14 protein-coding genes are annotated in these 19,138 nt (G+C 71.6%); 4 read left to right on the forward strand and 10 right to left on the reverse strand.

The annotated features are described in order from the left end of the window. Positions 1–25: 25 nt before the first annotated feature. From LZ198_RS28905 to fabI, 8 genes are all read right to left on the reverse strand, one after another. Positions 26–1,642, reverse strand: coding sequence for a methyl-accepting chemotaxis protein (locus LZ198_RS28905; RefSeq protein WP_253975319.1), 1,617 nt, complete (start codon positions 1,640–1,642; stop codon positions 26–28). Positions 1,643–1,715: 73 nt separating this feature from the next. Then, on the reverse strand, positions 1,716–2,786 hold the full coding sequence (locus LZ198_RS28910; RefSeq protein ID WP_253975320.1) for a chemotaxis protein CheB: 1,071 nt from the start codon (positions 2,784–2,786) through the stop codon (positions 1,716–1,718). Then, complete coding sequence (locus tag LZ198_RS28915; RefSeq protein WP_253975321.1) at positions 2,783–4,957, reverse strand: hybrid sensor histidine kinase/response regulator; 2,175 nt, start codon at positions 4,955–4,957, stop codon at positions 2,783–2,785. The genes LZ198_RS28910 and LZ198_RS28915 overlap by 4 nt, the downstream gene beginning before the upstream one ends. Beyond that, a complete protein-coding gene (locus LZ198_RS28920; RefSeq protein ID WP_253975322.1) occupies positions 4,947–5,492 on the reverse strand; it encodes a chemotaxis protein CheW in 546 nt (181 codons plus the stop codon). Before LZ198_RS28920 ends, LZ198_RS28915 begins: the two co-directional genes overlap by 11 nt. Continuing rightward, a complete protein-coding gene (locus LZ198_RS28925; RefSeq protein ID WP_253975323.1) occupies positions 5,489–6,724 on the reverse strand; it encodes a CheR family methyltransferase in 1,236 nt (411 codons plus the stop codon). The genes LZ198_RS28920 and LZ198_RS28925 overlap by 4 nt, the downstream gene beginning before the upstream one ends. Next, the gene (locus LZ198_RS28930) at positions 6,721–7,587 is read right to left on the reverse strand and encodes a response regulator (RefSeq protein ID WP_253975324.1); all 867 of its coding nucleotides are present in this window, start codon (positions 7,585–7,587) and stop codon (positions 6,721–6,723) included. Before LZ198_RS28930 ends, LZ198_RS28925 begins: the two co-directional genes overlap by 4 nt. Positions 7,588–7,591: 4 nt before the next feature. Next, on the reverse strand, positions 7,592–7,978 hold the full coding sequence (locus LZ198_RS28935) for a response regulator (protein ID WP_234069047.1): 387 nt from the start codon (positions 7,976–7,978) through the stop codon (positions 7,592–7,594). A gap of 162 nt (positions 7,979–8,140) precedes the next feature. Next, positions 8,141–8,968, reverse strand: a complete 828-nt coding sequence (fabI, locus tag LZ198_RS28940) for an enoyl-ACP reductase FabI (protein WP_253975325.1) — start codon at positions 8,966–8,968, stop codon at positions 8,141–8,143. Between the two features lie 251 nt (positions 8,969–9,219). On the opposite strand from fabI, the gene LZ198_RS28945 reads away from it, so the two are divergent. The 3 genes from LZ198_RS28945 to LZ198_RS28955 all read left to right on the forward strand — a co-directional run bounded on the left by LZ198_RS28945 (position 9,220) and on the right by LZ198_RS28955 (position 13,684). After that, positions 9,220–12,102, forward strand: coding sequence for a 2-oxoglutarate dehydrogenase E1 component (locus LZ198_RS28945; protein ID WP_253975326.1), 2,883 nt, complete (start codon positions 9,220–9,222; stop codon positions 12,100–12,102). Then, the gene (gene odhB / locus LZ198_RS28950; RefSeq protein WP_253975327.1) at positions 12,092–13,303 is read left to right on the forward strand and encodes a 2-oxoglutarate dehydrogenase complex dihydrolipoyllysine-residue succinyltransferase; all 1,212 of its coding nucleotides are present in this window, start codon (positions 12,092–12,094) and stop codon (positions 13,301–13,303) included. The genes LZ198_RS28945 and odhB overlap by 11 nt, the downstream gene beginning before the upstream one ends. A gap of 177 nt (positions 13,304–13,480) precedes the next feature. Then, positions 13,481–13,684: a cold-shock protein gene (locus tag LZ198_RS28955; protein WP_141332297.1), complete on the forward strand. Its 204-nt coding sequence runs from the start codon at positions 13,481–13,483 to the stop codon at positions 13,682–13,684. Between the two features lie 92 nt (positions 13,685–13,776). Here the strand turns inward: LZ198_RS28955 and LZ198_RS28960 are convergent, their stop codons facing one another. Beyond that, the gene (locus LZ198_RS28960) at positions 13,777–15,993 is read right to left on the reverse strand and encodes a S9 family peptidase (protein WP_253975328.1); all 2,217 of its coding nucleotides are present in this window, start codon (positions 15,991–15,993) and stop codon (positions 13,777–13,779) included. Positions 15,994–16,111: 118 nt separating this feature from the next. Here LZ198_RS28960 and LZ198_RS28965 point away from each other — a divergent pair, with 118 nt between their 5' ends. Next, the gene (locus LZ198_RS28965; protein WP_253975329.1) at positions 16,112–16,888 is read left to right on the forward strand and encodes a UPF0489 family protein; all 777 of its coding nucleotides are present in this window, start codon (positions 16,112–16,114) and stop codon (positions 16,886–16,888) included. Positions 16,889–16,911: 23 nt separating this feature from the next. On the opposite strand, the gene LZ198_RS28970 is transcribed toward LZ198_RS28965, so the two are convergent. Continuing rightward, positions 16,912–18,588, reverse strand: a complete 1,677-nt coding sequence (locus LZ198_RS28970) for a BamA/TamA family outer membrane protein (protein WP_253975385.1) — start codon at positions 18,586–18,588, stop codon at positions 16,912–16,914. Positions 18,589–19,138: the final 550 nt, after the last annotated feature.

A 19,138-nucleotide genomic window follows, 5' to 3' on the forward strand; every position in this document is an offset into this window, starting at 1 on the left:
CGGGAGCGGCCCGGGCGCCGGGCGACTACTCGACGCGGTAGCTCTTCACCGCGCTGGAGAGCTGCTCGGAGATGATCTGCAGCGTGGTGGCCGCCTCGCCCGTGGAGCCGATGCGGGCCACCGTCTCGTCCATCATCTTCGAGAGGTCGTTCACCGCGAGGGTGATTTGGTTGATGCCCACGTTCTGCTGGCTCACCGCCGCGGCGATCTGCCGGACGGCCGCGGCGTTGTCCTGGACGATGGAGGACAGCTCCCGCAGGTTCTGCCCGCTGGTGCGCACCTGGGCGAGCCCCGCCTCCATGCGCTCGGCGCCGCGCTCCGTGATTCGCACCGCCGCCGTCACCGAGTTGGCGATGTCGTCCAACAGCTCCCGCACCCGCGTGGTCGCCTGGATGGACTGGTCCGCCAGCGCGCGAATCTCCCGCGCCACCACGCCGAAGCCCTTGCCGTGCTCGCCCGAGCGCACCGACTCGATGGCCGCGTTGAGCGCCAGCATGTTGGACTGGTCCGCCAGGTCCTTCACCGTCTGGGTGATGCCGCCAATCTGCTGCGTGCGCTCGCCCAGCTCGAGGATCTTCTGGGCGATCTCCCCCACCTGGACGCGGATGTCGTTGAGGCCCGCCATCGTCTGCTCGATGGCCGCCTCGCCCGAGCGCGCCAGCGCGTCCGCGCGCTCCGCCACCGACAGCACGCTCTCCGCCTTCTGCGCGGCCAGCATGGAGGTCTGCTTGATCTCCTGCGCCGTCACCTGCGTCTCCTGGAGCGCGGCGGCCTGGCGGGAGATGGTCTGCGCCTGGTCCGTGGAGGACGTGTTCAGGTGCTCGGTGGACTGGGTGAGGGCCAGGGCCGCCTGCTGGAGGTTGAGCGTCACCTCGCGCAGCCGGGCCACCATCTGCCCGAAGGAGTTGGACAGCCGCCCCACCTCGTCGCCGCTCTTCACCTGGATGGGCCGGGTGAGGTCGCCGGACTCGACGATGTGGCCCGCCACCTCCGTCAGCTCGCGCAGGGGCCGGACGATGCTGCGCCCGAAGGCCGCCGCCACCGCCACGCCCAGCGCCACCAGCAGCACGGCGAAGCCCGTCATGCGCCAGCGCAGGCCGCTCACCAGCGTGTCGATGTGGTCGCGGGAGATGCCCACGTGGACCGCGCCCAGCCGGCCCCCCGCCACCGGCGCCACCACGTTCATGGCGCGCAGCACCTGGCCCTCCGTCTCCACCTCCAGCACCGGGCCCCAGCCCGTCTCGGCGCTCACCTCGCCCTGGCCCGCGGTCGCCGCCTTCAGGCGCTCCGGGAAGGCGCCCTTGAGGCTGTGCGCCACCACGTTGCCGGCGACGTCCGTGAGGAAGACGTACGTCATGTCCTCGTTGGAGCTCGTGACGTCCATCATGGGCTGGAGGATGTTGGAGCCCGCCGTCACCGTCTGCTCGACGGCCACCGCGAGGCTGCGCGCCAGGAGCTGGCCCTCGCCCATGTGGCTGTCGACGAGGTCGCTCTCCAGCTGGCGCGTGGCCGTGGCGGTGAGGATGGCGGCCACGGTGGCGCTGACCAGCGTGGTGACGAGGACGAGCTTGGGGGCCAGCCCGAGCGACTGACGGAACTGTTGGCCGAGCTGCGTGGCGAAGGAGGCGTGGGGCAGGCTCACGGAATCACCCGGAGGACTTCGAGACGACGCGCGCGCGGGCACGACGCGCGGGCAAGGCAATCACGGGAAGGCATCATCGGCCAGGGCCTCCCTCACCGCGGGCGTTCGCGCGGTAGGACTGGGGCGTGCAGCTCTGGAGGATGAGCTCCGGCAGCGCGGAGAGGGGCACCCCCTGCTCCGTGGCGCGCAGCTCCAGCGCCGCGCGGGGCATGCCGTAGACCACGGACGTCGCCTCGTCCTGGGAGAAGGTGACGCCGCCGGCGTTGCGGATGGCCAAGAGGCCCCGCGCGCCGTCCTCGCCCATGCCGGTGAGCACCACGCCGCCGCTGCGGCGGCCGAACGCGGAGGCCAGCGAGGCCAGCAGCACGTCGCCGTTGGGGCACGGACCGCCCCGGCTGCGCTGCAGGCGCGCCATGCCCCCTGCGTCCACGAGCAGGTCGTGGCCGTCCAGGGGGAAGTACACCCGGCCCGGCTCCAGGCGCTCGCCGTCGCGGGCCACGTCCACCGCGAGCGACGTCACCTGGGACAGCCAGCGCACCATGCCCTGGGTGAAGCCCACGGTGATGTGCTGCGCGACCAGCAGCGGCACCGGCAGGTCCTTGGGCAGCTTCGACAGCAGGTCCGCCAGCGCCGGCGGGCCGCCCGTGGAGGCCACCACGCCGAAGACGTCCACCCGCGCGCCCGTGGGCGGCGGCGTCACGGAGCCCGCGCGCGCGCGGCGGGAGATGACGGGCACCTCCGCCATCAGGCACACCGAGTGGGCCAGGTCCCGGCCCCAGCGGCGCAGCTCCTCCACGTTGGTGACGTTGGGCTTGCCGATGAGCTCCAGCGCTCCGGCGCTCATCGCCTGGAAGCCCAGGTCCACGCCGCGCTCCTCGGCCACCGCGCTCACCACCAGCACGCGCGCGGGCGCCTGCTGCATGATGGCCGCGATGGCCGCCGGCCCGTCCAGGCCCGGCAGCAGCAGGTCCATGGTGATGACGTCCGGGCGCAACAGCCGCGCCAGTTGCACGGCGCGGTTGCCGTCCCCCGCCCGGCCGACGACCTCGATGCGAGGCTCCTCGGTCAGGAGCGCGGTCAGCGTGTTCGCCATGGTGGGCGAGTCGTCCACCACCAGCACGCGGATGGGTCGGCGGGTGTTCACGCGCGCCCTCCCCTACGACTCATCACGTCCAACACCTCCGCGAGCAACCGTCCAGCGGCGCACTCGCGCTTGCTCAAATATCCATCCGCGCCCGCCGCCAGGCCACGCTCGCGGGCCGGGGCGCTGTCGTGCGCGGAGACGAGGATGACGGGCAGCGTGGCCGTCTCCGGCTTCGCGCGCAGGCGCGCGATGAGCTGGGTGCCGTCCATCTCCTCCATGTCCAGGTCGCAGATGACGACGTCGTAGGTGTCCGTCGCCAGCCGCTCCAACGCCCGGGCGCCGCTGGCCGCCAGGTGCACGCTGAAGCCGCCGGCCTCCAGCATGGCCCGGTGCAGCGCGCGCGCGGTGAGCGAGTCGTCCACCACCAGCGCCCGCCGCTGCGCGGCCACCGTCAGCTGGCCGGACTCCGTCACCAGCCAGTCCGGCCGGCAGATGAGCAGCAGCTCGCCCCGGCTGAGCGTCGCCGCGCCCTGCCACGCCGGCACGTCCCGCACCTCCGACGGCAGGGGCCGGATGACCAGGTCCCGGTCCCCCACCACCGCGTCCACGCCCAGCGCCACGCGCTTGCCGCCGCTCTGCACGATGAGCAGCGGCTGGCCCTCCGCCGGCGGCGCCAGCGCGCGCAGGCCCAGCCGCGCGCCCACGTCCACCACCGGCAGGAGCTGCCCCTGGTATTCCAGGTGCGCCTTGCGCTTGCCGATGCGCAGCGAGTCCGCGCGCGCCAGTTGCGTCGCCTCCACCGCCAGCATGGGCAGGCCCACCAGCTGCTCCAGCGCGCGCACCACCAGGACGGGCGAGCTGCCCAGGTCCACCGGCAGCGTCATCACGAAGCGCGTGCCCTGGCCCGGCGTGCTGTTGACCTCGATGCGGCCCTGCATCGCCTCCACGGAGGCGCGCACCGCGTCCAGGCCCACGCCGCGCCCGGAGGTGTCCGTCACGTCCGTGCGCGTGCTGAAGCCCGGGCGGAAGATGAGGTCGCGGATCTGGTTCTCGTTGAAGCGCGACACCTCGTCCGAGGTGACGACGCCGCGCGACTCCGCCACCTTGCGCACCCGCGCCAGGTCGATGCCCGCGCCGTCGTCCGAGCACTCCAGGAACAGGAGGTTGCCCTGCTGCTCCACGCGCAGCGTGAGCGCGCCCTCGTGGTGCTTGCCGGCCCGCTCGCGCTCGGACGGCATCTCCAGGCCGTGGTCCACCGCGTTGCGCAAGAGGTGCACCAGCGCGCCCTGGAGCTTCTCCAACAGGCGCCGGTCCAGCGACAGCTCCGACCCCACCACCGACAGCCGCGCCTCCTTGCCCAACTGGCGCGACAGGTCGCGCACCATGCGCTGGAGCGGGTCCAGGATGGTGCGCACCGGGCGCGTGGTGATGGCCTTGAGGCCCTCCTCCAGCGCGTCCACGATGTCGCTCGTCTCCTCGCCGTCGGTGCGCAGCAGCCGCCCGGTGCCGGCCAGCAGCGTGCGCGCCTCCGCCGTCTCCGCCAGCAGCCCCTGCTTGGCGAGCACGCCCACCACGCGCTCCAGCTCGCGCCCCCGCTCCTCCACGCGCAGGCGGACCTCGCGCAGCCGCTCCACCTCGCGCATCAGCGCCGTCACCTGCCGCACGCTCACGCGCCAGCCGGCGTCCGCCGACTCCGGCAGCGACTCCTGCGCCAGCAGCGCGGCGGCCTCCGACGCCAGCGTGGCCTCCTCCACCGGCTCCGGGACGTGGCCGGCCGTGGCGGCCGGCGCCTGGGGGGGGGGGACCCTGGTCGCGACCGACTCCGGCGCGGGCCCGTCCGCCACCAGCTGGGCCAGGGCGGCGGCGGGGTCCGGCAGCGCGTCCCCGCGCCCGTCCGCGTGCGCCTGGGCGCGCAGCATGAAGAGGTCCAGGCCGTGCAGCAGCACGTCCACCACCGGCCGGGGCATCTTCTGGGGGTTGGCCTTCAGCGGCGCGAGCGCGTCCTCCAGCTTGTGGGCGATGTCGCCCAGGTCCTGCAGGCCCAGGCTGGCCGCGCTGCCCTTGAGGGTGTGGAGGTGGCGACCCAGCCGGACGTAGAGCCTGGTGAGCGCCGCGGGCTCCAGGCCCTCGCGCTCCAGCTCCAGCAGGTCCATGGTGACCTTCTGGATGACTTCCTGGGCCTCGACGGCGAAGCCCGCCACCAGCCCTTGCAGCATCGGGTCAACGGGCATTGCGGCCTCCCGTGGCGCGCATGGCGAACAGGCGCTTGAGGTCGATGAGGTGGATGAGCTGGCGGTCCTGGGTGAAGACCTCCATCACCGGCCCCTCGGCGCGCGTGCGCGCGGTCTCCACCGCGCTCATGGGCAGCGTGGTGGGCCGGGGGATGGCCTCGCAGTCCAGCGCGCACAGCTCGCCGTCGCCGCGGTCCACCACCAGCAGCACCGCCGGGTCCTGGCGCCAGCCGTGGCCTCCGAGCATGGACGCCAGGCTGAGCGCGGACACCACCTGGCCCTGGAAGCGCAGCACGCCCACGACGTGCGGGGCGGACAGCGGCACCGGCGTCACCATCTTCAGGGGCAGCGCCGCGCGCAGCATCTCCAGCGACAGCGCGTAGCGCTCCTCGCCCAGCGGGAACTCGGCGATCCAATGCACCGCCTCCTCGACGGTGGTCTCGCCCTGCTCCCGCAGCCGCGACGCGCGCCGCTCGAGCAGCTCCGCCGCCTCCTGCTCCTGAGCCTCCTCCATCGTCCGAGGAAGGATCTTCATTCCAGCGCCCCCAGGTTGAGGTAGGCGTCAGCCGACGCCTGATAGAACCGTGCCGGCAGCGCCTCCGGCCCGTCGACGAGATGGTCCGGCGGCAGCCGCTCCGCGCGCGAGCGCAACGCGCGCATCAGCGGCATCGCCGCCTCGCGCGCCCCGGAGCGCTCGCGCAGGAGCGCCAGCTCCAGCAGGCCCGGCAGGTAGTCCGGCGCCTGCCGCACCAGCGACTCCAGCATCGTGGACGCGCGCTCCACGTCCCCCTCCTCGATGCGCTCCAGCGCCTGCAGGTGCAGCCGCGCGGGCGTCGGGGGCGGCACCACCGCGGGGGCCTGCTCGGGCATCACCAGCTTGGGGCGGCGCACCGGGAGGATGGGCTTGAACTCCAGCGCGCGCTCGAGCGGCCGCGGCGCCGGGGCGGGCGCCACGTCCTCGCCCGGCCCCAGGCGGCGGAAGGTCTGCAGCTCCGGCGCGCCCTCGCGCACCACGCCCGCGGGCACCTTGTCCGCCTCGACCGCGCCCAGGAAGAGCAGCCCCCCGGGGTTGAGCGCGCGCACGAGCAGCGCGATGGCCGCCTCGCGCGCGGTCATGGAGAAGTACGTCAGCACGTTGCGGCAGAGGATGAAGTCGAACTGCCCGAAGCGCTCCGGCAGCGACGCCAGCAGGTTGTGCTGCGCGAACGAGGTGATGCGCCGCACGGCGGGGAGGATGGTCACCTGCCGCTCGCCGCTCTCCTGGTACAGCGGGAAGAGCCGCGGCGCGGACTCGCGCCGGGACCAGGTGCCGTAGGTGGCCCGCCGCGCCGTCTCCAGGCTGGCCTCGTGCAGGTCCGTGCCCATCACCTCCACCGGGTAGCCGTGCGGCACGGAGGCCAGCAGGCACGCGGCCAGCGAGTACGCCTCCTCCCCGCTGGCGCAGCCCGCGCTCCACCCTCGCAGCGCGAGCGCGCCCCGGCGCAGCGCCGTGGGCACGCCCACCTGCGCGATGCAGCGGAAGTGCTCCGCCTGGCGGAAGAAGTACGTCTCGCCCACCAGCGCCGCGCGCACCAGCGTGCCGGACAGCGGGGACTGGGGATACAGCAGCTCCCCGAGCAGGTCCGCCGGCGTGCGCCCGCGCGCCAGCTCCGTGCGCACCACGCGCTCCATGGCCTCGGGGGCGATGGCGTCGTCGCGGAAGCCGGTGATGGAAGACACCACTTCCCGCGCTCGGGTCAGAAGCCGCGGGTCGAGCTCCACGCTCATGCGCTCCGCCTGGCCTCCGCGGCCTCCAGCATCGCCGGCAGCTCCCGCAGGAGCCCCCGCGCGACGAACACCCGCGGCTCCAGGATGGGGAGCATCCGGCCTCCGGCGCGCAGCATGCCGATGAGCCCCTCGCGCAAGGGCCCGTGGTCCGCCCCACCCACCTGCTCGCGCCGGTCGATGTCCGCCGCCCCGTACTCCTCCGGGTCCTTCACCGTGTCCACCGACAGCGCCAGCGCCACCCCGTCCACCTGGATGACCACCAGCATGCGCTCCACGCGCGCCAGCTTGTGCTCGACGCTCAGCCGGCGCGCCACGTCCAGCACGCACAGCGCCTCGCCCCGGACCTCCACGTACTCGCGCAGGTACGACGGCGCGGTGGGCAGGGGCCGCGTCGCCGGGTGCAGCAGCACCTCGCGCACCGCGTCCAGCGGCACGGCGAACTCCAGCTCCCCCACCGTCACCCGCAGCACCAGGAGCGAGCCGGTGCGCGCGCGGCGGCGCGCGGTGGCCAGCGCGTCCCCCACCGCCACCAGCAGCTCGTCCGCGCGGAAGGGCTTGGCCAGGAACGTCTCCGCGCCCAGCCCCAGGCACGCCTCCGCGCGCGACTTCTCCGAGGAGATGATGATGACCGGGATGTCGGAGGTGGACGGGTCCGACTTCATCCGCTGGAGCACCTCGTCCCCGTCCATCTCCGGCATGGACAGGTCCAGGAGCACCGCGGCGGGCTTGAGCCGCGCCACCTTCTCCAGCGCCTCGCGGCCGTTGCTGGCCGTGTGGATGGTGTAGTGGCCGGAGAGGATGGCCCGCTCCAGCGCCAGGATGGCGTCGCTGTCGTCGACGAGCAGCAGGGACGGCAGGCTCACGGCGTCAGGCCTTGGACAGGAACTGACGGACGGTCTCCGTCAGCTCGTGATGGGACACCGGCTTCTGGATGAACGCGTTCGCGCCCGCCTCCGTGCCGCGCTGGCGCAGGTCCACGTTCTTCTCCGCCGTCAGGAGCAGGATGGGCACCGAGCGCAGCTGGGCGTTGCGGCTGGCGCGCACCTCCTTCACGAAGGTGATGCCGTCCATCCCCGGCATGTTGATGTCCGCGATGACCAGATTCACCGGCACGAGCTGAAGGATCTTCAGCGCGCGGGCGGCATCATCCGCCTCCAGCGTCTCCACCCGAAGGTTCATCAGGTAGATCTTGACGATGTTCCGAACGGTCGGGCTGTCGTCCACCAGCAAGACCTTGGTGCTGTTGGTGCTCACGGTGCCACGGCTCCTGCGCAGGAGTCCGCGACGCGCGGAAACAGCCTGCGAAACGTTCGAGAGTCTACCGTGAGGGCTCCCACGGGAGAAAGCGGGGGGGGCCTGCCCTTCGTCCTGGAGGGCAGGCAGGTGTCGGATGGACCCGGAAGGGGCGACGGGAGCCTACTCGGCCACCGGCTTGGCCCCGGACGGCTCGGCGGCCTCCGCCTGGAGGTCCACCGGGGGGGCGCCGATGGCGTGGTAGCCACCGTCCACGTGGATCATTTCGCCCGTGGTGGAGGGGAGCCAGTCCGAGAGCAGCGCGCAGGCCGTCCTCGACACCATGTCGTGGCTGTCCTTGGAGCTCCAGCCCAGTGGGGCCTGACGACCCCAGCCCTGCTCCAGGGCCTTGAATCCGGGGATTCCCTTGGCAGCCATGGTGGAGAGGGGGCCGGCGGCGAGCGCGTTGACGCGGATGCCCTTGGGCCCCAGGTCGCGGGCCAGGTAGCGCACGGTGGCCTCCAGCGCCGCCTTGCACACGCCCATCCAGTCGTAGATGGGCCAGGCCACCCGGTTGTCGAAGTCCAGGGTGACGATGGAGCCGCCCGCCGTCATCAGGGGCGCGCACGCCACGGCCAGCTCCTTGAGGGAGTACGCGGAGATGCGGAACGCGGTCTGCACGCTCTCCCAGGGCGTGTTGAGGAAGTTGCCCCCCAGCGCGTCGTCCGGCGCGTAGGCGATGCCGTGGAGCACCCCGTCCACCCGGCCCCAGCGCTGCTGGAGCGACTGCGTGAGCGCGGCGAAGTGGGCGGTGTTGGTGACGTCCAGCTCCAGCACCTCGATGCCCGGCTTGAGCCGCTTGGCGCTGCGCTCCGTCAGCGACTTCGCCCGGCCGAAGCCGGTGAGGATGATTTCCGCGCCCTGCGCGAGGGCGTGCTCGGCGATGCCGAACGCGAGGGACTGGGGGGTGAGCACCCCGGTGATGAGCAGCTTCTTGCCCTGGAGCAGCATGTGCGGCGGCCTCGTGACGGAGGAAGGGGGGAGGAAAGCGCGCTGTCTAGCACTCCTTTCAGCGAAAACGGGACGAATTGGCCGCGCGCCGTTGGGAGTCCCCCAATCCGCGTCCCCCGACTTTTACGGGGCTGGAAACACGGAAGGTGAAGCTGGGCTCAACATCGGCATTAATTGTGCCGCCGGGGCCCAACAAAGATGCCGCGAAAACCCCCCAACGGGGCGCCCTTCCAGTAAAAGACCACACCGCCATGGCGAACTTCCAGGACACGTTCCTTTCCGGCGCCAACATCGACTTCATCGAGGGGCTCTACGCCCGCTATCTCGAGGACCCCGCCAGCGTGGATGCGAGCTGGCGCGAGGTGTTCGAGCGAAACGATGGCGCCGGCCGTCCCATCTTCAACGCGAAGCTGCTGGAGGCGCCGGCACCGGCGGCTCCCCCCGCGGGCAAGAACGGGAAGGCCCCCGCGGCGGCGGCCACCGCCGCTCCCGCTCCCGTCGCCGCCCCCGCGGCCGCCGCGCCCTCGCTGGCGCTGGAGCTGCAGTCCAAGGTGGACCAGACGCTCTTCGCCTTCCGCCTGCGCGGCCACCTGCGCGCGAACCTGGATCCGCTGGGCCGCCCCCGCCCGCCGCTGGAGCACGTGGCGGACGTGGGCATGGTGGATGACGGCCACTTCTCCGCGCGCGAGCGCGAGCAGGAGGTGGAGAGCAGCGGCGTGTTCGCGCAGCAGCGCGTGAAGCTCGCGGACCTGCTGGCCCGCCTGCACCAGACCTACACCGGCAGCATCGGCGTGGAGTTCATGCAGATCCTCGACAGCCAGCGCCGCCGCTGGCTGATGCAGCGGATGGAGCACAGCGAGAACCACACCGCGTTCTCCGTCGAGGACCAGAAGCACCTGCTCACCAAGCTCTCCTACGCGGAGGGCTTCGAGAACTTCCTCCACACGAAGTACGTGGGCGCCAAGCGCTTCAGCCTCGACGGCGGCGAGGCGCTCATCCCCATGCTCGACGCCATCGCGGAGGTGGGCGCGGGGATGGGGCTGAAGGAGATCGTCATCGGCATGGCCCACCGCGGCCGCCTCAACGTGCTGACGAACATCCTGGGCAAGCAGCCCGGGCAGATCTTCAGCGAGTTCGACGGCCCCAAGGACCCCAAGGCGTACCTGGGCCGCGGCGACGTGAAGTACCACATGGGCTTCTCGTCGGACCACACCACGCGCCAGGGCAAGAACGTGCACCTGTCGCTGGCCTTCAACCCCAGCCACCTGGAGGCGGTGAACCCGGTGGTCGAGGGCCGCGTGCGCGCCAAGCAGGACCGCGGCGGGGACACCGAGCGCGTGGGCGTCATGCCCCTGCTCATCCACGGCGACGCGGCCTTCATGGGCCAGGGCGTCGTCGCGGAGACGCTCAACCTGTCCGGCCTCAAGGGCTACACCACCGGCGGCACGGTCCACGTCGTCATCAACAACCAGGTCGGCTTCACCACCGACCCGCACGACTCGCGCTCCTCCATCTACGCCACCGCCATCGCGCAGATGCTGGACATCCCCGTGTTCCACGTGAACGGCGATGACCCGGAGGCCTGCGTGCACGTGGCGCGGCTGGTGGCGGAGTACCGCCAGACGTTCCACAGCGACGTGGTCATCGACCTCATCTGCTACCGCCGCTACGGCCACAACGAGGGCGACGACCCCTCGTTCACGCAGCCGGAGATGTACGACATCATCCGCAAGCACCCGACCGTGCGCACGCTCTACGCGAAGACGCTGGCGGAGCAGAACCGCATCTCCGCGGACGAGTCGGAGGCCATCAAGCAGCGCTGCCTGCAGGAGTTCGACGCGGCGCTGGCGCGGGCGCGGCAGGAGAGCCTGTTCAAGGAGCCCAGCGCGCTGGAGGGCCTGTGGAAGCCCTACCAGGGCGGCTCGCTGAAGAGCGCGCCCCAGGTGTCCACGGGCGTGGAGAAGGCGCGGCTGCGGGAGATCCTCCAGAAGCTGTGCGAGGTCCCCGAGGGCTTCCACGTGCACCGCGACGTGGAGCGCACGGTCATCAAGAAGCGCCTGGGCATGCTCGACAGCGAGGAACTGCAGTGGAGCGAGGGCGAGTCGCTGGCCTACGCCACGCTGCTCGCGGAGGGCGCGTCGGTGCGCCTGTCCGGCCAGGACTGCGAGCGCGGCACCTTCAGCCACCGCCACTCCGTGCTGCACGACGTGCAGACGGGCGCGGAGTACACGCCGCTCAAGCAGTTCGCCACGGGCCGCGCGGGCTTCCACGTCGTCAACAGCGCCCTGTCGGAGATGGGGGTGCTGGGCTTCGAGTACGGCTACAGCCTGGACGTCCCGGACGGCCTGACGCTGTGGGAGGCCCAGTTCGGTGACTTCGCCAACGGCGCGCAGATCATCATCGACCAGTTCATCGCCGCGGCGGAGAGCAAGTGGCGGCGGCTGAGCGGCATCACCCTGCTGTTGCCGCACAGCTACGAGGGCCAGGGCCCCGAGCACTCCAGCGCCCGCCTCGAGCGCTTCCTGGACCTGTCCGCCGAGGACAACATCCAGGTGTGCTACCCCACCACGCCCGCGCAGATCTTCCACCTGCTGCGCCGTCAGGTGCGGCGCCCGGTGCGCAAGCCCCTGGTCATCATGTCGCCCAAGAGCCTGCTGCGCCGCCCGGAGGCGACGAGCAAGCTGGACGAGCTGGCCACCGGCGGCTTCCAGGAGGTCATCCTGGACAAGGTCGCCCCGGCCGGCGTGACGCGGCTGCTGCTGTGCAGCGGCAAGGTGTACTACGACCTCGTGAAGGCGCGGGACGAGCGCAAGGACGACAGCATCGCCATCGTCCGCGTGGAGCAGCTCTACCCGTTCCCCTTCGACGAGCTGGCGAACCTGGTCGCCAAGCTGCCCAAGCTGGCGGAGCTCTACTGGGTGCAGGAGGAGCCCCGCAACGCGGGCGCGTGGCACTACATGTTCCCGCGCCTGCACGACCTCGTCTCGTCGCGCTCGCAGCAGCCGGTGAAGTTGGGCTACATCGGGCGCGCGGAGGCCGCCAGCCCCGCAACCGGCTTCCCCAAGACTCACGAAATCGAGCAGCAGCTCATCATCGAGGAAGCCATCTTCCGAGGGACCAAGAATGGCCGTTGAACTGAAAGTACCCCCCCTGGGCGAGTCCATCACCGAGGCCGTCGTCGGCAAGTGGAACAAGAAGCCGGGCGACGCCGTCTCCGCGGACGAGCCCCTCGTCGTCCTGGAGACCGACAAGGTCACCATCGACGTGCCCGCGCCGTCCGCGGGCACCCTGGCCCAGGTCTCGTTCAAGGAGGGTGACAAGGTGCGCGTGGGCGACGTGCTCGGCCTCATCGAGGCCGGCGCTGGCGCCGCCAGGCCCGCCCAGGCCGCTCCCGCCCCCGCGGCGGCCCCCGCGCCCGTCGCCGCCGCCGCCCAGGAGTCCGCGGCCGACGCGCGCATCACCCCCACCGCCAAGAAGATGGCGGAGGAGAACAAGCTGGACGTCAGCCAGCTCAAGGGCAGCGGCGCCGGCGGCCGCATCACCAAGGAGGACGTGCTCGGTCAGCTCAACCGCCCGGCCTCCACGCCGGTGGCCCCGGCCGCCCCGGCGCAGCCCGCCGGCCCCCGCCCGAACGCGGCCCGCGAGGAGCGCGTGCGCATGACGCCCCTGCGCAAGCGCGTCGCCGAGCGGCTCGTCCAGGCGCAGTCCACCGCCGCCCTGCTCACCACCTTCAACGAGGTGGACATGGGCGAGGTCATGGCCCTGCGCAAGAAGTACAACGACAAGTTCCAGGCGAAGCACGGCGTGAAGCTGGGCTTCATGAGCTTCTTCGTCCGCGCCTCCATCGAGGCGCTCAAGGCCTTCCCCCAGGTCAACGCGGAGATCGACGGCGAGGACGTCATCTTCAAGCACTACTACGACATCGGCGTCGCCGTGAGCGGCAGCCGCGGTCTGGTGGTGCCCGTCGTGCGCAACGCGGACAAGCTGTCGCTGGCGGAGCTGGAGAAGGGCGTCGCCGACCTGGGCACCCGCGCCCGCACCGACAAGCTGGGCCTGGCCGACCTGCAGGGTGGCACCTTCACCATCACCAACGGCGGCATCTTCGGCTCCATGCTGTCCACGCCCATCATCAACCCGCCGCAGACGGGCATCCTGGGCATGCACAACATCGTCGAGCGCCCCGTCGCCCGTGACGGCCAGGTCGTCATCCGGCCCATCATGTACGTCGCCCTCACCTACGACCACCGGCTCATCGACGGCCGCGAGGCCGTGCAGTTCCTGGTGCGCGTGAAGGAGTGCATCGAGGACCCGGAGCGCCTGCTCCTCGACGTCTGACGCACTGCGGCTACCGGCCGGCGGGCAGGCCCGCGTTCATCGCAACTCGGGCTTTCCTGGCCGGCAACTGGACTTCCGGGCAGCCATTTCACTACAAAGCGGGACGTCTCCCGGTCGTCGGGGGGCGGGAAGAACGGGCGACTCTCACGCGTCGCCCCGCAAGACCAAGGAAGTGCAATGGCAACCGGTACCGTGAAGTGGTTCAACGACGCGAAGGGCTTTGGCTTCATCACCCAGGACGGGGGTGGTGAGGACGTTTTCTGCCACCACACCGCCATCAACATGGACGGATTCCGCACCCTGGCCGAAGGCCAGAAGGTGGAGTTCGAGGTCACCCGCGGCCCCAAGGGCCTGCAGGCACAGAACGTCCGCGCCGCTTGATGCGTCGTCGTGACTGGCCCTTCCTCGAGAAGGGCCGTTGAACGGAGGCCCGGTCCCTCGAGCACAGGGAGCCGGGCCTCTTGCTGTCCGGACTACAGGTTCTTCTTGAAGTGCTCCATGACGCGCTCCCACTGCCGCTCCTTCACGAGCGGGTCGGGCACCATGTGCGTCAGGCCGCTGAGCGGCAGCAGGTCGTGCGGCTTGCCCGCGCGGAACAGCGCGTCGCTGAGCTTGAGCGTGTGGAAGAAGTAGACGTTGTCGTCCGCGGTGCCGTGGATGAGCAGCAGCTTGCCGATGGGCGCCGTCTTCTTCGCGTAGGTGAGCAGCGACGACACCTCGTACGCCTCCGGGTGCTCCTGGGGGACGCCCAGGTAGCGCTCGGTGTAGTGCGTGTCGTAGTCGAGCCAGTCCACCACCGGGGCGCCGGCCACCGCGGCCTTGAAGACGTCCGGGCGCTTGAGGGCGGCGAGCGCGGCCATGTAGCCGCCGAAGCTCCACCCCTCGATGCCCACGCGGTTCAGGTCCACCTCCGGCACCACCTTGGCCAGCTCCTGGATGGCGGTGACCTGGTCGTCCAGCGCGACGGTGGCGAAGTCGTGCTTCACCTCGCGCTCCCACGCGGCGCCGCGCAGCGGGGTGCCGCGCCCGTCGAACTTCACGACGAGGAAGCCCTGGTCCGCCATCCACTGCGTCATCAGGTGCGCGGCCATGCTGTGGTGCACCACCGTGGTGGTGGGGCCGGCGTACACCTCGACGATGACGGGCAGCTTCTTGCCGGGCTTGAAGTCACGCGGGCGGGTGATGGAGGCCCAGAAGCCCTTGGGGCCCACCTGGCGCACCTCCACGTTGGGGACGAAGGGCGGCTCCTGCGCCACCTCCGGCAGCTCTCCCAGCTTCGTGCCGTCCGTGCGCAGCACCTGGGTGCGCGCCATGGACTTCAGGCTGGAGGCGTTGACGACGACGAGCCCGCCGTCCTTGGACGCGAAGCCGTTCTCCAGGCCCTCCGCCGCGTTGCCCGTGGCCACGCGCTCCGGCGCGCCGTTCGGCTTCACGCGCCACAGCGCGCTCTGCGTGGGGTTGGGGCCGCCGTTGAAGTACAGCGTGCCGTCCTTCTGGACGTAGCGCGCCAGGCCGCGGAAGCCCGCGTCGGGCTTCACCAGGCTGCGCTCGAGCGAGCCGTCCGCCTTGCGCAGCTCCACCTCCGGGCCGCCGTTGCGCTCGGTGTACCAGAGGAAGCCCGAGCCATCCTCCTTCCACAGCGGGAAGTCCTGCTCCAGGTTGAGCCAGGCAGGGTCCTTCTCCGCCAGCAGCTCGCGCGTCTTGCCCGTGGCGGTGTCCACGGCGAGCAGCTGCTGCTCGGTCTGGTTGCGGTTCTGCACCAGGATGGTGAGCGGCCCGCCGCCCTTGGGCCAGGTGACGGTGGCGAGGTACGGGTACTTCGCCGCGTCCCACTGCACCCACGTCGTCTTCGCGCCCGCCAGCGAGGTGACGCCCAGGCGCACCTTCGCGTTGTTCTTGCCGGGGCGCGGATAGGCGAACTCCTCGCCGCCGCGCTCGGGGTGCATCACGTCGACGATGGTGAGCTTCTCCACCTCGGAGGTGTCCGACTCCGTGAACGCGAAGCTCTTCGCGTCCGGGCTCCACCAGTAGCCGGTGAAGCGGCCCATCTCCTCCTGGGCGACGAACTCGGCCACGCCGTGCGTCTTCGTCGGCGTGCCGCCCTTCGTCACCCGCTGCTCCTTGTTGGCGGCGACGTCGATGCGGTACAGGTCGTTGTCCCGGACGTAGGCCACCTGCTTGCCGTCCGGGGAGAAGCGCGGATCCAACGTGCCCGCGCCCGTCTTCAGCTCCGTCACCTTCCCGCTGGCGCGCTCCACGACGTAGAGCCGGCCGGACAGCGGCACCAGCAGGCGCGAGCCGTCCTCGGACACCTGGTAGGTGGTGAAGCCCCGGGCGCTGACGCGCATGCGCTCGCGGCGGGCCTTCTCCTCGGGGGTGAGCGTCTCCTCGGAGCCCTTGAGGATGGCCTCCGGGGTGAGCACCTCCTGCGTCTGACCGGTGGCCACGTCGAACGCGTACAGCGTCTGCACGTTGGACGTGGGCTGGGTGCGCAGGAAGAGGACCTGCTTCTCATCCGGGGTGATGCGCACGCCCACGGGGCGGCCGCTGGAGAAGTTTCGCGTCTCCGCGAGCTGTCGCAGGAAGGTGTCTTGCTTGCGCTCCGAGGGGGACATGGGGAGGGGCTTCTGCTCCTGGGCGAAGGCGGACGCGCTCACGAACAGAAGCGCGGCGGTGAGGACCTGGCGCATGCGTAGTCGAGTTCCCGCCGGCGGCGGGACTCCTTTCATGGAAAGGTGCGGAGCAGCCTACACTCGGCCACGCCGCGGGCTCGGGCCAACACCGACCGCGGGGGAGGATTCCCGAGGTATGGAGATGGAAGACGACGCCCTGCGACACCTGCGCCTGGCGGGGGTCATCCGCGTGGGGTTGGGAGGAGGCAGGGGGCCGAGCGACGCCTACGTCTTCGACCCCCACCGGCTCGCCCTCCCCGCCTGGGCCTTCGCGCTGGGCCCGGACGGGCCCCCGGCCCTGCTGGTGACGCTGGACCGGCACCTGGACGTGGTGGTGCCCCGACACCCGGAGGCCGTGCCGGACCGCTCGGCGGGACTGCGGGTGCTGGACGAGTACACCCGCTGGTCGCTCGACGTGCGCAACTACGACCACATCCTCGCGGCCATGGAGGCGGGGCTGGTGGGGGACGCACTGCTCGTGGCGCGGGCCCGGCCCCGGGGCGCCTTCACGGGCGACACGTACGTGGACACGCGGGGCCGGTCCCACCGGCTGGTGGTGGTGCCCACCGTGGACCGCGCCGCGGAGGCGTGGAACCACCCCGCCCCGGGGGACGCGGTGCGGGACGTGCTGGAGGGCGCCTCGCGGGTGCTGCTGGACGTGGACCTGGACTGCTTCACGTCGCTGAGCGACGCGGACCCGACCACGGTGCTGCCCTGGCCTCGCCCCATCATCCGCGAGTTCCTGCTGCCGGACGGCTCCGGCCCCTTCTGGGACGCGGTGCTGGAGCGCACGGTGGCGCTCACCCTGGCCCGCGAGCCCCACCATTGCGGCGGGCTGCTCGCGTCCGGTGAGCTGTTCCGCGACGCGGCGGAGGTGCTGTTCCGCGAGCTGTTGCGCGTCGAGCCTCCGTGAGGAGCCCGCGGGGGCGCGAGCGGCTACAGCGGCGAGTCGAGGAAGCCGGGGCGCAGGTCCGTGACCTGGCCGCCCGCGAGCGAGAAGCGGCTGCCGATGGGCGGCCGGTCGCCGTTGAGCACGTAGCCGAAGTCGAGCCGGAACGGCACGACGTTGAACTGGGGGAACAGCACGCGCAGGCCCACGCCCACGGACGTCACCATGTCCGGCTGGTCGTCGAACGCGCTGCCCGAGTCGACGAACAGCACGCCGCCCACGTGCACCGTCTTGATGACCACGGGCGCGGTCCGGTACTCCACGTTGAACAGCAGCATGCGCTTGCCGGAGTACTCGTCCGCGGGCGCGCCGCGCAGGCCGTTGCCACCGCCGAGCAGCGTGATGCGGTCGAACAGGTCGTCGATGTTCACGTCGAGCACGCCGCGCGCGACGAACCGGCCCCCGAGCACCTTGGGTGACACCTGCGCCAGCTCCGCCGCCCAGTGGCGGTTGGTCCACGTCGCGCCCCTGCCCAGTTGGCGACGGATGGCGCCCGCCGCGGACACGGTGGTGAGCGCCTCGCCCAGCCGCAGCCGGTAGCGCGCGGCGAGGCCCAGCTCCGCGAAGTGGGCGTTCTCGTCGAACACGGGCGGGGCGTAGCGCAGCGTCGCGGAGAGCCAGTGCCCCATCTGGTAGTCCTCCGACAGCGCGTACGAGTCCACGTCGCGGAGCACCTCGTAGCGGGCCTCGAACGCACGCAGGAAGAGGGACGCGTAGCCCGCGTCCTCCGCGCGCGGCAGGTAGTTGCGACGGAACCAGGCGAGCTGCTCCTCGGTGAGCATCGACGAGGAGGGAGGCGTGTACGAATAGCGGTAGGCGCCCAGCGAGCTGCCCACGTTCCACTTGTAGCGCAGGCCGAACGAGCGCGTGTACGAGGCCGAGCCCGCGACCTCCTCGGTCCGGTAGACGTACGGCACCGGCTCGCCGTCGGGGAACGGCAACTGCCAGATGTCCGCGCCGCGGTAGACGCGATTGGTCTCCACGTTCCACGCGACGGAGGTGCTCATGCTCCACGGCGTCGACAGCGAGTACAGCGGGCGGCTGACGGAGAGACTTCCTCGCGAGCCCTCGGCCTTGCCGCTCTCGCGACCGATGATGAGCGCGGCGGACTCGCTCAGGGACCAGCGACTGCCCAGCACCCGCGGGTCGGTGTAGCTCTGCCCCAGGCTGAGCGTGTCCAGCCGCAGGATGAAGTCCACCGCGAGCTTCTTGCCCCGGCCCAGGAAGTTCTGCTCCGTGCCCTGCAATCGCAGGTACTGGAGCAGCGAGCCGACCGCGGAGAAGTCGCTGTTGAGCCGCAGCGACCACAGGTCCTTGGTGACGACGAGCAGCGCCACCGTCCCCGGCTCCGCGCCCTTCAACGGGACCAGCCGCACCACGGAGAACAGCCGCAGCCCGCGCAGGTTGCGCGCCGTCTCCTCCGCCAGCCGCTTCGAGTAGGGCTTGCCCTGCGCGAGCAGCACCTCGCGACGGACGACCTCGTCGCGCGTGCGCACGTGGAAGAGGTTGAGGAAGTTCGGATACGGGTCGCTCTCGGCCACCACGTCCTCGGTATCCACGAGGACCTCCACCAGGGGCCTGCCCTCGGGGGACGGCTCGACCTCGCGACCGTGACGGGCGAGCGCCTCCACGACGAGCGCTTCCTCGTAGTTCTCCTGCGACAAGCCGGGCGTCCGCCCCGACGCGGCGACCTCGCTGCCCGGGGCCTCGGGAGGCGCGCCATCCTGCGCGGGCGATGGAGTCGCGCCTTCCGTGGGTCCACCCACGGGCGAGGTCGGCGGCACGTCGTCCCGCGACGCGCCCTCCCCTTCCTGCGCCTCCACGGCGCCATCCGCCACGACCTCGCGCTCGGCTGGTTCGGCGGCGCCCTCCTGGGACGTTCGCGCCAGCGCGAGGAGCGGACGTGGTGGCCTCACCGAAACACCCGCCGTCGTCCCCGAGGTCAGGCGACCGACCACCTCCGGCGACGCGACCGACACGGGCGCCGTCCCGGGAAGTGACGCGGTGAGGGGAACGACGACGATGAGGACGAGCAGCGGGAGCGCCACGCCCCCATCCTGGCATGCGGCGTCTTCCCGGGGAGCATCTTCATCACCGGAAGCCCGGATTGCCGAGTCCGGGGGGCGGCCGTCATCCCCACCCCAGGGCCCCGGAGGCCCGCGAGTCTCGCGCGGCCCAGGAGCTCCACGGCCCGCGTCGCGCTCGGGGCTCCCC

Source organism: Myxococcus dinghuensis (assembly GCF_024198235.1).
Classification (GTDB): domain Bacteria; phylum Myxococcota; class Myxococcia; order Myxococcales; family Myxococcaceae; genus Myxococcus; species Myxococcus dinghuensis.

What these genes read in the sequence shown, in the direction of transcription:
- LZ198_RS28955 (WP_141332297.1), top strand. Translation starts at nt 13,481, where the DNA reads ATGGCAACCGGTACCGTGAAGTGGTTCAACGACGCGAAGGGCTTTGGC.
- LZ198_RS28945 (WP_253975326.1), top strand. Translation starts at nt 9,220, where the DNA reads ATGGCGAACTTCCAGGACACGTTCCTTTCCGGCGCCAACATCGACTTC.
- odhB (WP_253975327.1), top strand. Translation starts at nt 12,092, where the DNA reads ATGGCCGTTGAACTGAAAGTACCCCCCCTGGGCGAGTCCATCACCGAG.
- LZ198_RS28960 (WP_253975328.1), bottom strand. Translation starts at nt 15,993, where the DNA reads ATGCGCCAGGTCCTCACCGCCGCGCTTCTGTTCGTGAGCGCGTCCGCC.
- LZ198_RS28965 (WP_253975329.1), top strand. Translation starts at nt 16,112, where the DNA reads ATGGAGATGGAAGACGACGCCCTGCGACACCTGCGCCTGGCGGGGGTC.
- LZ198_RS28925 (WP_253975323.1), bottom strand. Translation starts at nt 6,724, where the DNA reads ATGAGCGTGGAGCTCGACCCGCGGCTTCTGACCCGAGCGCGGGAAGTG.
- fabI (WP_253975325.1), bottom strand. Translation starts at nt 8,968, where the DNA reads ATGCTGCTCCAGGGCAAGAAGCTGCTCATCACCGGGGTGCTCACCCCC.
- LZ198_RS28915 (WP_253975321.1), bottom strand. Translation starts at nt 4,957, where the DNA reads ATGCCCGTTGACCCGATGCTGCAAGGGCTGGTGGCGGGCTTCGCCGTC.
- LZ198_RS28920 (WP_253975322.1), bottom strand. Translation starts at nt 5,492, where the DNA reads ATGAAGATCCTTCCTCGGACGATGGAGGAGGCTCAGGAGCAGGAGGCG.